This window comes from Streptomyces sp. NPDC007983, from assembly GCF_042958345.1.
Taxonomy (GTDB): Bacteria; Actinomycetota; Actinomycetes; order Streptomycetales; family Streptomycetaceae; genus Streptomyces.
In genome coordinates, this window is sequence record NZ_JBIBJI010000003.1 from 168,600 (window position 1) to 183,282 (window position 14,683).

Genomic DNA, 14,683 nt, shown 5'->3' on the forward strand with positions numbered 1-14,683 from the left:
AGGCCGACACCGCCGAAACCGCCGTCGCCACGGCCGAAGGCACGACGGAGACAGCCGAGGACGAAGCCCCGGCCAAGCCCCGCCGACGCACCCGCGCCAAGGCGGCCGAGACGGCCGAGGCCGGAGCCGAGGCGGCGGAGGCCGCCACGGCCGCGCCGCGTCGCCGTACCCGGGCCAAGGCCGCCACGGTCGAGACGGCCGAGACGGCCGAGACGGCCGAGACGGCCGAGACGGCCGAGACGGCCGAGACGCCGGAGGCCGAGGCCCCCGCCAAGCCGCGCCGTCGCACCCGTGCGGCGGCCAAGGCCACGGAGCCGGCCGCTCAGCCCGACGAGGCCGAGGCGAAGCCCGTACGCCGCCGCACCCGCACCCGCGCCGCGGCGGAAGCCACACCCGAGGCCTGACGGCCACAGCACCCGACGGGGCCTGATCCGCACACCGCGGATCAGGCCCCGGGCACGTAGGGCCCCGGGCACAACGCCCCGTTCACGCCCCGTTCTCCGCGTCCTGTATAGCCTCGTCTCCATGAGCAGGCCGCCGTTTCTCACCCTCCCCACGGGCGCCCGCGCCCATCGGCTGTCGACCGCGCGCGGCGAGTTCGCCGTGCATGACGCACCGCCCGGGCGCTCCGCGCGCGGGACCGTGCTGCTGGTGCCGGGGTTCACCGGGAGCAAGGAGGACTTCATCGCGCTCCTGGAGCCGCTGGCCGCCGCCGGTTTCCGGGCGGTCGCGGTCGACGGGCGGGGGCAGTACGAGAGTCCCGGGCCGCGCGACGAGGCCGCCTACGCGCAGGACGAGCTGGCGCGGGATCTGCTCGCCCAGGCGACGGCGCTGGCGGACGGCGCGGGGCCGGTCCATGTGCTGGGGCATTCGCTGGGCGGGCTGATCGCACGGGCCGCCGTGCTGCGCGACCCCGCCGCCTTCGCCTCGCTCACGATCATGAGTTCCGGGCCCGCCGCCATCGCGCCCCAGCAGCAGGAGCGCACCAAGCTGCTGATCGACGCGCTGAGCGTGATGGACATGGAGTCCGTCTGGCAGGCGATGCGCGAACTCGATCCGCCCGAGGCGGCCGATGAGGTGACGCCGCCCGGCGTACGGGACTTTCTGCACGCGCGCTGGATGGGCACCGTTCCGGAGCAGCTGATGGCCACCGGGCGGCAGCTGAACGGTGAGCCGGACCGGGTCGGGGAGCTGGCCGCGACGGCGCTCCCGAAGCATGTGCTGTCGGGTGAGGTGGACTACGCCTGGCCGGTGCCGCTGATGGACGCGATGGCGGAGCGGCTGTCCGCCCGCCGGACCGTGATCGAGGGCGCGGAGCACTCCCCCAACGCGGAGCGGCCGCATCCCACGGCCGACGCGCTGATCTCCTTCTGGCAAGACACCCCCTAGTACTGCGCCTGCAGGTGCTCCCAGAAGCCGTCCCGCAGCGCCCGCCGCAGATCGGCGTGGGCGCGCAGGGACAGCCGCAGCATCCCCTCCGCGTCGATCAGCAGCTCCTGGTCGACCGAGCCGGGCAGATAGGGGTGGCCGGGAAGCAGCTCGGCGAGGCTTTCGCGGCCGCGTGCGGAGAGCCACTGGGCGGCGATCTGGGCGCCGATGAAGCGCACCTCGTCGCGGGAGGGGGCGGGCCCGCACAGCGGGGTGTCGCCGTTCGGCTCGTAGCCGGTCGCCCGCCGGGTGACGTACGGCTTGCAGAAGTCGAGGTCGAAGGTGCGCTGGCTGTCGACCTCCCACAGCAGCGGCTCGGCCTGGTTGCGCCCGTCGAGGGCTTCGATGCCCCACAGGTGGACGCGCGCTCCGTAACCCTGCGCGGCCTCGACGGCGGAGACCAGGTCCTCGTCGCCGCCGATCAGCACGGCGTCGCCGATGGCGCGGTGCCGGGCGAGGGATTCGAGGTCGGAGCGGATGAGTGAGTCGACGCCCTTCTGCTGGTTGTTGGCGTTGAGGTTGCCCAGCCGGACCTTGACGTCGGGCAGCTCGGCGATGCTCTGCTGCTCCGGGGTGTGAATGCGGCGCCGGGCCCCGTCGAACCAGTAGACCCGCAGCAGCCGGCTGTCCGGGAAGATCGTCCGGGCCTTGTCGATGAACGCCTCGATGATCCCCTCCGCGTCGAGCTCGAAGGCCCGGCGGTCCTCCGTCCCGGCGACGAGCCGCCCGGCGGCGGCGTAGACGTATCCGGCGTCCACGAAGATCGCATGAGTGGAGGGCGTGGTCGCGACCTCGGCGAGCACGCGCTGCAGCAGCTCATTGGTGCGCTCGATGCCGTCGACGATCGAGGCGAGGTCTGGTTGGCCCGGAGGCATCACGTCACTCATACGCGGTTCATTCTCCGGGCCCCCGCAGGAGGGGCACAACCGGACTCCGTCTCATCGGCGCCCGACCAGGGAATACTTAGCCTGGCGAAAAATTTCATTAGCGTAGGGAATCTTTTCAGGGCATGCTTCGTTGAACAGGTTGTGGAAGCACGCGGCAGCGACGCCGCGTGTTCCGTATACACCAGTTCTCCAGCAGGAGGATCAGACGAAGGGAGAAGCCTTGCAGCGCTTCGAGATCATGCGCCTTGACGATGTCGACGGGAACGCCGTGGACAGCACCGTCGTGGACGCCGCCTCCGTCAACCGGATCGTGCAGCAGGCCGCCGCGATCGGCCAGCGCATCTACATCCGCCCAGCCGAAACCGCCGCCCGGTAGTACCACCGACGCAGAAGCAGCAGACAAAGACGCAGATTCAGACGCCGACGAGTCACCGACGAGAAGAGTGACGCGTCACCGCAGCCGCCCCCGTACGCCGTCGTACGGGGGCGCTTCGCGTGGCGCCAGCGCCGCCCGGCGCACGATCTCCGCGTAGACCTCGGGGTCGGTGGTGTACTCGCCGAGCCGACAGGTCTTACGGCTGCCGTGGTAGTCGCTGGAGCCCGTGGTCAGCAGCCCGTGCTCGGCGGCGATCGCGCGCAGCCGGGCCCGGATGGGCTCGTCGTGGTCCATATGGTCGACCTCGATGCCGTCGAGACCGGCCGCGGCCAGCTCCCCGATCGCGCTCTCCGGTACGCACTCGCCCCGCTTGACGGCCAGCGGATGCGCGAAGACGGCGACCCCGCCCGCGCCCTTGATCAGCCGGACCGCCTCGAACGGGTCCAGCTCGTGCTTCTCCACGTACGCCCGGCCGCCGTTCGACAGCCACTCCGAGTCGAACGCGTCCGTGACGCTCTCGACCACGCCCGCCTCGACCATCGCGGTCGCGATGTGCGGCCGCCCCACGGCCCCGTCCCCGGCGATCTCCGCCACCCGCTCCCAGGTGACGGGCACGCCCAGCTCACGCAGCTTGCCCACCATCGCCTTGGCCCGGGGCACCCGGTCGTCGCGCACCAGCTCGCGCTCGCGCGCCAGCTCGGGCTCGGCCGGATCGAAGAGATACGCCAGCATGTGCAGGCTCACCCCGCCCAGACGGCAGGACAGCTCGGCGCCGGTGACCAGCGTCAGCCCGTCCGGCAGCGCCCCGGCCGCCTCCTCGTAGCCGCTCACCGTGTCGTGATCGGTGAGCGCGACGACGTCCAGACCGGCCGCGGCGGCATTGCGCACCAGTTCGGCGGGGGTGTCCGTACCGTCCGACGCGGTGGAGTGGGTGTGCAGGTCGATGCGCACGAACGCGGGCTCCCAGCGGTAACAGGGTGAACGGGCGGCCTGCTTCAGGGTAGCCGCAGTCCAGGGCATGCCCGCGTCAGGGGTGACCCGTGCGATCCGTACGGCCACCCGGCGTCAGGAGCGTGCGCCCCGCATCAGGACAGCAGCCGCGGCGACAGCGCGCCGCACGGCACCAGATCCACCTCGGCGCCCGCGTCCCGCAGATCGGTGAGCACCATCTCGTCGTACATCAGCAGCCCGGTCTGCTCGGGCCAGACCACCGCCCACAGCCACAGCCCGCACGCCTCGCCCGCGAACACCGCACGGTCGTCCGGGGTGCCCTCGACATGCCACAGCGGGGTGGGCCGCCCGGCGGCCAGCACCTTGACGTGCGGCGGCTTGTCCACCCGCATCCCGGGCCCGGGGTCGGGGCCGGGGATGCCCGCGTACCGCGCGCCGAGCCCCACGCCCAGCTCCTCCGCCACCAGCAGCAGCTCCCCCGGGCCGCCCAGCGGGCCCGGGCCCGAGCAGGCCACGACCGTCGCGCGGCCGCCGCTGCGGTCGTCACCGGCGCACGCGACGCCGGTGAACAGCCAGCCGACGGGCAGCGGCCACGGCATCCATACGGGCACCCGGGCGCGGTTGGTGACCACCACGAGTGCTTCCACGCTCGGTGGGACGACCGGCTGGACGGGGTGCACCGTGCCGTGCACACCGCACTGCCAGGAGTCGGCGAAGAGACCGGGCGCACGCACCCGGCCACCGCACTTCGGGCAACTGGGTTCGCCCCTCATAGGGCCCCACGGTCCTCCCCGCCCGTCCCCACGTCAAGGACGATCACCCGTGTGGAGGGGACGGACCGGACACGAGTCGGGGACGAGCCTCAGACGAGCGGCACACCGGATCTGGCCGGGTCGCGCAGGTCCGTGCCGTGCCGCAGCCAGCGGTCTTGGAGCGCGCCGGCGCCGTGGACCCGCTTCCACGCCGCCTCGTTCCCGGTCATCGGCAGCAGCGGCAGGAAGCGCACCGGTTCCATCGGCTCGATCAGCTCCAAGTCCTCGACCAGACCGCCCGGTTCGCCGACGAGTACGGAGGTGAAGGGCGCCCCGGGCCACAGCGGGCCGCCCAGGTCCAGCGACGCGCCCGGGGTCACCACCACGCCCTCGACCTGCGGCGAGGCGGCCAGCACGGCGAGCGGGCGCAGCACCTCGTCCAGGACGGCGGAGCCGGGTCCGGGGTCGCCGCTGCGCACGGTGAGGACCAGCTCGGCGCGCGGCCCGCGGAGGGGGTCGGCGACGGGGGCGGTGGGGTCGGCCATCGGATGGTCCGACATGCCGAGGGTGGCGTACCGGACGACGTTCCCCTCCGCGCGGAAACGCAGCACCTCGATGCGGTCCGTACCGACGAACGTGACGGCGGCGCGGGCGTCCGGCTCGCCCAGCGCGGTGACCAACCGGGCCTCGACCAGCTGCAGAACGTCTGACATGCGGTGAGCATAGATCGCGTATCGAACGGGCAAAGCGGCGGCCGGGCGGTTCTGCCGGCTGATAGCCTTGCTGCCTGCCCAGGGAATTACGTAGTCCCCCAAGGGGGACCGGCCGGAGGAGGTGGGGCTGCGGTGGATCCTAGTCGACCGTGCAGTACCGACAGTTCTCCCGTCGTTTCCCCTTGGTATGCGGCTTCATGATCTGAAACCTTCCGTACCCCACCGCCTCGCGGTGAAACACGTGAAGTCTTCTCGCATCAAGGGCATGTGACGGCAGAGCGCCTTCGTATCGCATCTGTTCTGTTCTCCGCGAACTTCCGTCAGCGTCATCGCACGGAGCGCCGCCCGCTTTGCGGACGTAGGTACGCCTCAGGGACGTGCCGTACGTCCACCTTCCGGGCGCAGCGCTGCGCCGCGCGCCCGCCGCTGACGGCCGGCCCGTGAAGGAGCCCGTCATGTCGATGATCCGTGACCTGCGCGCAGCCGTCCGCCCCGCCCTGCGCCGGACGCACAACACCAGCAACTACGACACCACCCGCGACCCGTCCGTCAACAGCGCGATCGTCGACTGCGCCGTCTACCGCGACGGGAAGCGGGTCAGCGACCACGTCAGCCCGGCGCAGGCCATGGAGCGGGTGCGCGCCGAGGGCGGGTTCGCCTGGATCGGGCTGCACGAGCCGACCGAGCGCGAGTTCGCGGGCATCGCACAGGAGTTCGGGCTGCACCCGCTGGCCGTCGAGGACGCGGTGCAGGCGCACCAGCGGCCGAAGCTGGAGCGGTACGACGACAGCCTCTTCACCGTCTTCAAGACCATCCACTACGTGGAGCACGCCCAACTCACCTCCACCAGCGAGGTCGTGGAGACCGGTGAGGTGATGTGCTTCACGGGCCACAACTTCATCGTGACCGTGCGGCACGGCGGCCAGGGCTCGCTGCGCGCCCTGCGCCACCGCCTCCAGGAGGACCCGGAGCTGCTGGCCAAGGGCCCCTCGGCGGTGCTGCACGCCATCGCCGACCAGGTCGTGGACGGGTATCTCGCGGTCGCCGACGCCGTGCAGGACGACATCGACGAGGTCGAGATCGAGGTCTTCTCGCAGGCGACCTCCCGGCGCGGCGGCGACGCGGGCCGCATCTACCAGCTCAAGCGCGAGGTGCTGGAGTTCAAGCGGGCCGTCTCGCCGCTGCTGCGGCCGATGCAGCTGCTGAGCGAGCGCCCGATGCGGCTGGTGGACCCGGACATCCAGAAGTACTTCCGGGATGTCGCGGACCACCTGGCCCGGGTCAACGAGCAGGTGCTGGGCTTCGACGACCTGCTGAACTCGATTCTGCAGGCGAACCTGGCGCAGGCGACGGTCGCCCAGAACGAGGACATGCGCAAGATCACCTCCTGGGCGGCGATCTGCGCGGTCCCGACGATGATCGCCGGGATCTACGGCATGAACTTCGAGTACATGCCCGAGCTGCACTGGAGGTTCGGCTACCCGACGGTGATGGCCGTCACCGTGGCGATCTGTGTCACGATCCACCGCGGCTTCAAGCGGAACGGCTGGCTGTAGGCGGAGCGTTTCGCCGGATGGGATGCGCGGAGGGCACCGGACCCGCTGTCCTACGCTGTTCGCATGACGCAGACGCCGACGCCGCCACCGACGGACGCCATGGACCCGATCGACCGCGCCCTGGTCGAGGAGGCGGCGAAGAAGTCCGCCCTGGTCTGGGTGCAGGGCTCCGAGGGCGCCGCCCGCGCGCTGTGGCACATCTGGCACGAGGGCGCCGTCTGCCTCGTCGGGGACGGCCCCGACGAGCAGCCGCTGAAGGGGCTCGGGCTCGTGGACGGCGGCACCGCGACGGTGACCGTGCGCAGCAAGGACAAGGGCGGGCGGCTGGTCGGCTGGCCCGCGCGGGTGGTCGAGCTCACCCCGGACGGTGAGGCGTGGACGGCGGCCGTCGGCGAGCTGAAGGGCAAGCGGCTGAACGCGGCGGACGCGGACACGATCGCGGAGCGGTGGGCCCGGGAGTGCCGGGTGCTGCGGCTGGAGCCGGTGACCGACGCGGCGCTCGTGGCGGCGGAGACGGGTTCGCTCGCGGCGGCGCCTCTGCCGACCGCTGCCGTGACGCGGCGGGCGATGCCGGCGGGGCTGCCGAAGCTGATCGCGCGGGGCAAGCGGGCGCGCGCGGCGGGCTGAGTTCTCCCCGCCCCGCCCCTTCCCGATACCGGGGGCAGGCCCCCGGCCCCCATGCGGGGCTCCGCCCCGCGCCCCGCCGGGGCTCCGCCCCTGGACCCCGCTCCTCAAACGCCGGAGGGGCTGGGGGTGGGGCATCACCGCCCCTGCACCCCGCTCCTGCGCTGGAGGAGCTGCTGGGGTGGGCATTACCGCCCCGGACTCCGCTCCTCAAACCCCGGAGGGGCCGGGTGGTGGGGCATCACCGCCCCCGGACCCCCGCTCCTGCGCTGGAGGAGCTGCTGGGGTGGGCATTACCGCCCCGGACTCCGCTCCTCAAACCCCGGAGGGGCCGGGTGGTGGGGCATCTCCGCCCCCGGACCCCCGTTCTTCAAGCGCCCCCGGAAGGCTGGGCCGGCCCCGAGGGGCTACGTCCCCGTGGGGATCTGCTGGCCGTAGTCGACCACGGCGTCCTTCTCCGGCGCGGTCAGCTGGAAGTCCTTGTTCCAGTCCGCCAGCCGGATCACCCCCGCGCCACCGGCCCGCTGGAGCCGCAGCGGGTACGGGCGGCCCTCCAGGGAGACGTCGAGGGAGCCGCCCTCGCCCTGGCCGCCGCGGATGCGGATCGTACGGATGCCGCCGACCTCGCCGCGGTCGCCCGCGGTGATGGTGCCGTGCAGGCCGAGCAGCCCGTCCAGCATGACGCTCTTCTCCGTAAAGCCGCTGAGCCTTTTGTAGGAGGGGTCTCCGGACGGCACCTTCACGTACTTGTCGTCGAGCTTGTCCGCGGCGGCCGCGTCGCCGCTGTGTCCGCCGCCGTCCGTGCCCTGGTGTCCCCAGAAGCCCGCGTCCGCCTTGAGGTACAGCTCCTCGCCCACCCGCAGCAGTTCGAAGCGGGTGCCCTTGGTGGAGACGACGCCGGTGCCGCCGTCGCCCTTCAGCTTCATGTCCACCTTGTACGTGCGGCCCTTGGAGACGAGGCTGCCGGACAGATGGACCGCGTCCGCGCTCCCGGCCGCCGTCCGGGCCTTGCTCTGGATCTTGGTGGCGGGGAGCTTGCCCACGCCGTTGGTTCCCGCGTCGGGGTCCTTCTCCCCTTCGCCGCCGCACGCGGTGAGCGTCGCGGCCAATCCCGCGCACATCACCGCGACGAGAGCCGTGTTCCGGATGCGCACGTCCGCTCTGCCTCCTGATGCCGGTCCGGTGCAGTACGGCAGCGTACCGGTGCCGTGCGGAAGTGTGCGCAGGGCGCCGGGGGCCGCTCGTCCGGCGGCGGGGCAGAACGGGGCAGGCTAGCCTGAACCAGGTGAATACGCACCAGTGCATGGCGGGAAGGAGGCGCATGACATGCCGGCAGGCGCCTCGCGGATCTATGTCTCGCATCTGGCCGGCATCGCCGTCTTCGACCCGAACGGCGACCACGTGGGGCGGGTCCGCGATCTGGTGGCGATGCTGCGGCTGGCCGGGCGGCCGCCGCGGGTGCTCGGGCTGGTCGTCGAAGTGGTCACCCGCCGTCGCATCTTCCTGCCGATGACGCGGGTGACCGGCGTGGAGTCGGGCCAGGTCATCACCACCGGCGTGGTGAACATGCGGCGCTTCGAGCAGCGCCCCACCGAGACGCTGGTCCTCGGCGAACTGCTGGACCGCACGGTGCGGCTGGTGGAGACCGGCGAGGACGTCACGGTCCTGGACGTGGCGATGGCCCAGCTGCCCGCGCGCCGCGAATGGGAGATCGACAAGGTCTACGTACGCCGCGGCAGAAGCGGCGCGCTGCGCCGCCGGGGCGAGACGCTGACCGTGGACTGGTCGGCCGTCACCGGCTTCTCGCTGGAGGAGCACGGGCAGGGCGCGGAGAACCTGCTGGCCACCTTCGAGCAGCTGCGCCCCGCCGACCTCGCCAACGTCCTGCACCACCTCTCCGCCAAGCGGCGCGGCGAGGTCGCGGCGGCGCTGGACGACGAACGGCTCGCGGACGTCCTGGAGGAGCTGCCCGACGACGACCAGGTGGAGATCCTCGGCAAGCTCAAGGAGGAGCGCGCGGCCGACGTCCTGGAGGCGATGGACCCCGACGACGCGGCCGATCTGCTCTCCGAGCTGCCCGAACGGGACAAGGAGCGGCTGCTGGCCCTGATGCGGCCCAGGGAGGCCGCCGACATGCGGCGGCTGATGTCGTACGAGGAGGGCTCGGCGGGCGGGCTGATGACGACCGAGCCGATCGTGCTGCGGCCGGACGCCACGGTCGCGGACGCCCTCGCACGGGTGCGCAACCAGGACCTCACCCCGGCGCTCGCCGCCCAGGTGTATGTGTGCCGGCCGCCCGACGAGACGCCCACCGGGCGGTATCTGGGCACCATCCACTTCCAACGGCTGCTGCGTGACCCGCCGTTCACCCTCGTCGGCTCGGCCGTGGACACCGATCTGCGGCCGCTGCGCCCGGAGACCCCGCTGCCCGTGGTCGCGGGCCATCTGGCGACGTACAACCTGCTGGCGGCGCCGGTCGTGGACGAGGGCGGGTCGCTGCTGGGCGCGGTGACGGTGGACGACGTGCTCGACCATCTGCTGCCCCCCGACTGGCGGGAGCGCGAGCTGCACGGCGGGGTGCCGATCCCGGAGGTGGGCGATGGACGGTGACGGGGGCCGTCTGGACCGGCCCAGGGAGCGCCGCCGCAGCCCGCTGCCGCGCTGGGACCCGGAGGCGTTCGGCAGGGCGTCGGAGCTGATCGCCCGCTTCCTGGGCACCGGCCGCTTCATCGCCTGGATGACGGTCTTCGTCGTCGCCTGGCTGGCCTGGAACACCCTCGCCCCGCGCCCTCTGCGGTTCGACCCGTTCCCGTTCATCTTCCTGACGCTGATGCTGTCGCTCCAGGCGTCGTACTCGGCGCCGCTGATCCTGCTCTCGCAGTACCGGCAGGCCGACCGGGACCGCGTCACGCTCGAGCAGGACCGGGCGCGGGACGAGCGGGCCATCGCCGACACCGAGTTCCTGACCCGGGAGATCGCGACGCTGCGCACCGGGCTCGGCGAGGTCGCGACGCGGGACTGGATCCGCTCGGAGTTCGAGGACCTGGTCCGGGAACTGGACGAGCGGCGGCCCGCGCCCTCGCGTGAGGAACGCGACCGCTGACGGGCTTTCCGGCGCACACCCCCGGCGCCGTACCATCTCCGTATGGCTACCGACACTGTCCCGGCACCGAGCGAAGACGCGGTGCGCGCCGCGCTCGCCACGGTCAACGACCCGGAGATCCACAAGCCGATCACCGACCTCGGCATGGTCAAATCCGTCGAGATCGCGTCGGACGGCACGGTCGCGGTGGTGGTGTACCTCACGATCTCCGGCTGTCCGATGCGGGAGACGATCACGAGCCGGGTACGGGAGGCGGTCGACCAGGTCGCCGGTGTGACCGGGGTCACCGTCGAGCTGGACGTCATGAGCGACGAGCAGCGGCGCGAGCTGGCCGCCTCGCTGCGCGGCGGCCAGGCCGAGCGCGAGGTGCCCTTCGCCCAGCCCGGCTCGCTGACCCGGGTGTACGCGGTGGCCTCCGGCAAGGGCGGCGTCGGCAAGTCGTCGGTGACGGTCAACCTGGCCGCGGCGATGGCCGACGACGGGCTCAAGGTCGGCGTCGTGGACGCCGACATCTACGGCCATTCGGTGCCGCGCATGCTGGGCGCCGACGGGTTGCCGACCCAGGTCGAAGACATGATCATGCCGCCGTCGGCGAACGGCGTGAAGGTGATCTCGATCGGAATGTTCACCCCGGGCAACACCCCGGTGGTGTGGCGCGGGCCGATGCTGCACCGCGCCCTCCAGCAGTTCCTGGCCGACGTCTACTGGGGCGACCTCGACGTCCTGCTGCTGGACCTGCCGCCGGGCACCGGCGACATCGCGATCTCCGTCGCCCAGCTGGTGCCGGGCGCCGAGATCCTGGTGGTGACGACGCCGCAGCAGGCCGCCGCCGAGGTGGCCGAGCGGGCGGGCTCGATCGCCGTCCAGACCCATCAGAAGATCGTCGGCGTGGTGGAGAACATGTCCGGGCTGCCCTGCCCGCACTGCGACGAGATGGTCGACGTCTTCGGCACCGGCGGCGGGCAGAAGGTCGCCGAGGGGCTGTCCCGGACCACCGGGACGACGGTGCCGGTGCTGGGTTCCATCCCCATCGACGTACGGCTGCGCGAGGGTGGCGACGAGGGCAAGCCGGTCGTGCTGTCCGACCCCGACTCCCCCGCGGGCAGTGCGCTGCGCTCGATCGCGGGCAAGATCGGCGGACGGCAGCGGGGCCTGGCGGGCATGTCGCTGGGCGTCACACCGCGCAACAAGTTCTGAGACGCATGTGGCAGGGGCGGCCCGCGGGGCCGCCCCCGGCCCCCTCTACGCGTCGTAGCCGGTGATGTCCTTGATCACCGAGAAGCCCAGGCCGTAGGCGCTCATCCCGCGCCCGTACGCCCCGATGTGCACGCTCTCGCCCGCCGACCCGGCCAGCACCCAGCCGTACTCGGACTCGCGGTAGTGGAAGTCGGTCGGCACGCCGTCCACCGGCAGCGACAGCTGGGACCACTCCTCGCCGTCCAGGGCGTCCGCCAGCTCCCAGGCGATCGCGGTCTGCTGGTCCAGCCAGTCCTGGCGCAGCCCCCGCTCCATGCGGGTCGGCCAGGTGCATGACAGCAGGCCCGAGCCGGCCAGCCAGGCGGCCGAGGAGACCGAGGTGGCCTCCAGCTTGCCCGTGCCGTCCGCGCTGTCCCGTACGGGGCGGCCGCCTACCGTCACCACCACCGTGAAGCGCTGCTGGTCCATATCGGTCTCGACGCGCAGCGACGGCTCCTCGCCGTGCCCGGTCGAGCCGTACTCCACCCGGCCATCGGCGGCCGCACCCACCTGCATGAGCCAGCGCGGCCCGGTGAACGCCTCGTCAAGGCCGTACCAGGGGAAGGCGGCCATCAGATAGCCGTCGACGCTCCGCCGAGCCTCAGCGGGCATCCCCTGCGCCGAACCGTCCACCCCATGCACCCCTAGCCGACTCGTCGTGCCCATGTGCGCGGAGCCTCCTCGTTGCCCTTCGTCGTGGGCGGCCCGCCCCCCTTCGGGCGACCTCACCCCGGACAAAGGGAGGATAGCCATACGGGTCAACCAGCCCGGGCATACGGGGGGATCAAGTGGCGTCGGAGTCGAAAGGCGGACGGTCCTCACCAGGCTGGTCATCGCGCTTGCGCAGCAGGTCAGGGGTGCCGGAGTCGCCCTTGGACAGGGACGGCGGGGTGGCGCCGGAGCCCCCTGAAGAGCCGTGTGGGACGTCACTCTCCCGGCCGTTCACGGAGTCGGCGACCTCGGCCATCTCCTTGCGGAGGTCGAACCCGTTCTGGATCTCCTTGAGGCCCAGCTCGTCGTTGTCGAGCACGTGCTTGCGCACAAACGTCTTGGGGTTCAGGTCCTCGAACTCGAAGTCCTTGAACTCGGGCCCCAGCTCGGAGCGGATGTCCTCCTTGGCGCTGTCGGAGAACTCCCGGACCTTGCGGATGAACTGCGATACGTCCCGGATGACCTTCGGAAGCTTTTCCGGGCCGAAGATGAGCACCGCAAGGACAACGAGCGCGACAAGCTCGAGAGGTCCTATGTCCAACACCTTGCAGCTCCTAGAAGACGTCCGAAACCCTGAGTGGGCCACTCAACACCGTACCTGTCGGCAGGGCCGGCGCGGGAGACGCCCGGGCCAACATCGGGCGTCAGGGCGCGGCCGGCCCTCCCGTCAGGGCGGGCTAGCCCTCGCTGCTCGCCGAGCCCAGCGTCAGCTCCACGGAGCGCTCGTCGCCGTCCCGCTTGACGGTCAGCCGGAGCCGGTCGCCGGGGCGGTGGCTGCGGATCTTGACGATCAGCTCCTGGCCGCTGTGCACCCGGACGCCGTCCACCTCGGTGATCACATCACCGGCCTTGATCCCCGCCTTGTCGCCCGGGCCGTCCGGGGTGACCGGCGGGCCGTCGGCGCCCATGCTGTTCACCCGGGCCCCGTCGCCCGTGTACTCCATGTTGAGCGTGACGCCGATCACCGGGTGGGTTGCCTTGCCGGTGTTGATCAGCTCCTCGGCGACCCGCTTGCCCTGGTTGATCGGGATCGCGAAGCCCAGGCCGATGGAGCCGCCCTGACCGCCCAGCTCGGCGCCGTCGTCGGCGGCCCGGATGGCGCTGTTGATCCCGATGACCCGCGCCTTGCCGTCGACCAGCGGGCCGCCGGAGTTGCCCGGGTTGATCGGGGCGTCGGTCTGCAGCGCGTCGACATAGGAGATGTCGCTGCCGTCCTCCTTCTCGCCGCCCGCGGTGATCGGACGCTCCTTGGCGCTGATGATGCCGGAGGTGACCGTGCCCGCCAGGTCGAACGGGGCGCCGATCGCCACCACCGGGTCGCCGACCCGGACGGAGTCGGAGTTGCCCAGCGCCAGCGGGCTCAGCCCGGAGACGCCCTCGACCCGGATGACCGCCAGGTCGTACCCGGCGTCCCGGCCGACCAGCTCGGCGCGGGCGGTCTGGCCGCCGTTGAAGGTCACCGATATGTCGCCGTCGGAACCGGCGGGCGCCACGACGTGGTTGTTGGTGAGGATGTGGCCCTGCTTGTCGAGGACGAAGCCGGTGCCGGTGCCCTCCTCGGAACTGCCGCTGACATGGATGGTCACCACGCCCGGCAGCGCGCTGGAGGCGATGCCCGCGATGCTGTCCGGGTCCCGGGTGCCCTTCTCCAGCGGGGCCTGCGGAAGCTTCACGTCGACGCCCCCGGAGGCCCGGTCCCGCTCGGCGTACGCGCCGATCCCGCCGCCCAGGCACCCCGCGATCAGCGCGATCAGCAGGACGGCGACGAACGCGCGGCGGCGGGAGACCACCTTGCGCTCGGCGGGCGGCCGGGCCACGGTCCAGGGGTCGTAGCTCTGCCACTGGGCCGGGACCGGGGTGCCCTCGGCCGGGGGCACCATCTCGGGGTGCGGAACGAGCGGCGGCGCGCCGTGGCCCCCGGGCGGCAGCTGGGTGCCGTGCGCCGGGGTCACCATCCCGGGCTGCGGGATCCCCGGCTGCGGGGCGGAGTGCGGGACGGCGCCGGGCGGCAGGTTCGTACCGTGCGCCGGGGTCGTGCCCGGGTGCTGTACGGGTGGGGCCGGGGCCCAGGGCCCGGGGCCGCCGTAGGGCGGGGTGCTGTACGGATCGGGCTCGTGCAGCGGCCGCCCGGCGCCCGCGCGGGCCGCGTCCGCCGCCTCGCGGGCGCCCCCGGCGGCGGGTGGCCGCTCGGCCGCCGTCTCCGCCGCGGCTTCCGCCTCGGTCCCGGCCGACGGCTCCGTGCCGGTCTCCGCCGCCGCGTCCGGCTGCCGGTCGCCGGGTCGTGCGACCGGACGGCTCCACCACTTCGGCTTGGGCCCGGGGGCCTTCCGCTCGTCCATGATCTCC

Annotated in this window: 15 protein-coding genes and 1 pseudogene; 8 read left to right on the plus strand and 8 right to left on the minus strand. The window is 72.4% G+C overall.

The genetic code is table 11. From position 1 onward, the window contains the following. A pseudogene (locus ACFZCY_RS09705) lies at positions 1-404 on the plus strand (DEAD/DEAH box helicase); the annotation flags it as partial. Positions 405-525: 121 nt separating this feature from the next. Then, positions 526-1,389 (plus strand): alpha/beta fold hydrolase, encoded by an 864-nt coding sequence (locus ACFZCY_RS09710; RefSeq protein WP_391170728.1) that lies wholly within the window; start codon positions 526-528, stop codon positions 1,387-1,389. On the opposite strand, the gene ACFZCY_RS09715 is transcribed toward ACFZCY_RS09710, so the two are convergent. After that, complete coding sequence (locus ACFZCY_RS09715; RefSeq protein ID WP_391170730.1) at positions 1,386-2,315, minus strand: NYN domain-containing protein; 930 nt, start codon at positions 2,313-2,315, stop codon at positions 1,386-1,388. The two genes, ACFZCY_RS09710 and ACFZCY_RS09715, sit on opposite strands and share 4 nt — an antisense overlap. A gap of 220 nt (positions 2,316-2,535) precedes the next feature. Between ACFZCY_RS09715 and ACFZCY_RS09720 the strand changes: the two genes are divergently transcribed. Beyond that, positions 2,536-2,691, plus strand: coding sequence for a hypothetical protein (locus ACFZCY_RS09720; RefSeq protein WP_009715242.1), 156 nt, complete (start codon positions 2,536-2,538; stop codon positions 2,689-2,691). Between the two features lie 75 nt (positions 2,692-2,766). Here ACFZCY_RS09720 and ACFZCY_RS09725 read toward each other — a convergent pair whose 3' ends face one another. The 3 genes from ACFZCY_RS09725 to ACFZCY_RS09735 all read right to left on the minus strand — a co-directional run bounded on the left by ACFZCY_RS09725 (position 2,767) and on the right by ACFZCY_RS09735 (position 5,107). After that, positions 2,767-3,642 (minus strand): PHP domain-containing protein, encoded by an 876-nt coding sequence (locus ACFZCY_RS09725; RefSeq protein ID WP_391170732.1) that lies wholly within the window; start codon positions 3,640-3,642, stop codon positions 2,767-2,769. 134 nt (positions 3,643-3,776) lie between these two features. Then, positions 3,777-4,415 (minus strand): DUF6758 family protein, encoded by a 639-nt coding sequence (locus tag ACFZCY_RS09730; protein ID WP_055548047.1) that lies wholly within the window; start codon positions 4,413-4,415, stop codon positions 3,777-3,779. Between the two features lie 89 nt (positions 4,416-4,504). Beyond that, on the minus strand, positions 4,505-5,107 hold the full coding sequence (locus ACFZCY_RS09735) for a suppressor of fused domain protein (RefSeq protein ID WP_391170734.1): 603 nt from the start codon (positions 5,105-5,107) through the stop codon (positions 4,505-4,507). Between the two features lie 455 nt (positions 5,108-5,562). On the opposite strand from ACFZCY_RS09735, the gene ACFZCY_RS09740 reads away from it, so the two are divergent. Then, on the plus strand, positions 5,563-6,663 hold the full coding sequence (locus ACFZCY_RS09740) for a magnesium and cobalt transport protein CorA (protein ID WP_361477599.1): 1,101 nt from the start codon (positions 5,563-5,565) through the stop codon (positions 6,661-6,663). Between the two features lie 63 nt (positions 6,664-6,726). Next, positions 6,727-7,290: a hypothetical protein gene (locus ACFZCY_RS09745; RefSeq protein ID WP_391170736.1), complete on the plus strand. Its 564-nt coding sequence runs from the start codon at positions 6,727-6,729 to the stop codon at positions 7,288-7,290. 404 nt (positions 7,291-7,694) lie between these two features. Here ACFZCY_RS09745 and ACFZCY_RS09750 read toward each other — a convergent pair whose 3' ends face one another. Beyond that, positions 7,695-8,408, minus strand: coding sequence for a hypothetical protein (locus ACFZCY_RS09750; RefSeq protein WP_391172093.1), 714 nt, complete (start codon positions 8,406-8,408; stop codon positions 7,695-7,697). Between the two features lie 205 nt (positions 8,409-8,613). Between ACFZCY_RS09750 and ACFZCY_RS09755 the strand changes: the two genes are divergently transcribed. The 3 genes from ACFZCY_RS09755 to ACFZCY_RS09765 are packed head-to-tail and all read left to right on the plus strand — an operon-like array spanning position 8,614 to position 11,587. Beyond that, a complete protein-coding gene (locus tag ACFZCY_RS09755) occupies positions 8,614-9,897 on the plus strand; it encodes a magnesium transporter MgtE N-terminal domain-containing protein (protein ID WP_391170738.1) in 1,284 nt (427 codons plus the stop codon). Continuing rightward, the gene (locus ACFZCY_RS09760) at positions 9,887-10,390 is read left to right on the plus strand and encodes a DUF1003 domain-containing protein (protein ID WP_391170740.1); all 504 of its coding nucleotides are present in this window, start codon (positions 9,887-9,889) and stop codon (positions 10,388-10,390) included. The genes ACFZCY_RS09755 and ACFZCY_RS09760 overlap by 11 nt, the downstream gene beginning before the upstream one ends. 42 nt (positions 10,391-10,432) lie before the next feature. Continuing rightward, entirely contained in the window at positions 10,433-11,587 is a 1,155-nt protein-coding gene (locus ACFZCY_RS09765; protein ID WP_391170742.1) for a P-loop NTPase, read from the plus strand. A 45-nt stretch (positions 11,588-11,632) separates the two neighbouring features. Here ACFZCY_RS09765 and ACFZCY_RS09770 read toward each other — a convergent pair whose 3' ends face one another. The 3 genes from ACFZCY_RS09770 to ACFZCY_RS09780 form a co-directional block, all read right to left on the minus strand. Further along, positions 11,633-12,292: a hypothetical protein gene (locus ACFZCY_RS09770; protein ID WP_391170744.1), complete on the minus strand. Its 660-nt coding sequence runs from the start codon at positions 12,290-12,292 to the stop codon at positions 11,633-11,635. Between the two features lie 118 nt (positions 12,293-12,410). After that, a complete protein-coding gene (locus tag ACFZCY_RS09775) occupies positions 12,411-12,881 on the minus strand; it encodes a sec-independent translocase (protein ID WP_391170746.1) in 471 nt (156 codons plus the stop codon). A gap of 133 nt (positions 12,882-13,014) precedes the next feature. After that, positions 13,015-14,676, minus strand: coding sequence for a trypsin-like peptidase domain-containing protein (locus ACFZCY_RS09780; protein ID WP_391170748.1), 1,662 nt, complete (start codon positions 14,674-14,676; stop codon positions 13,015-13,017). Positions 14,677-14,683 lie beyond the last annotated feature (7 nt).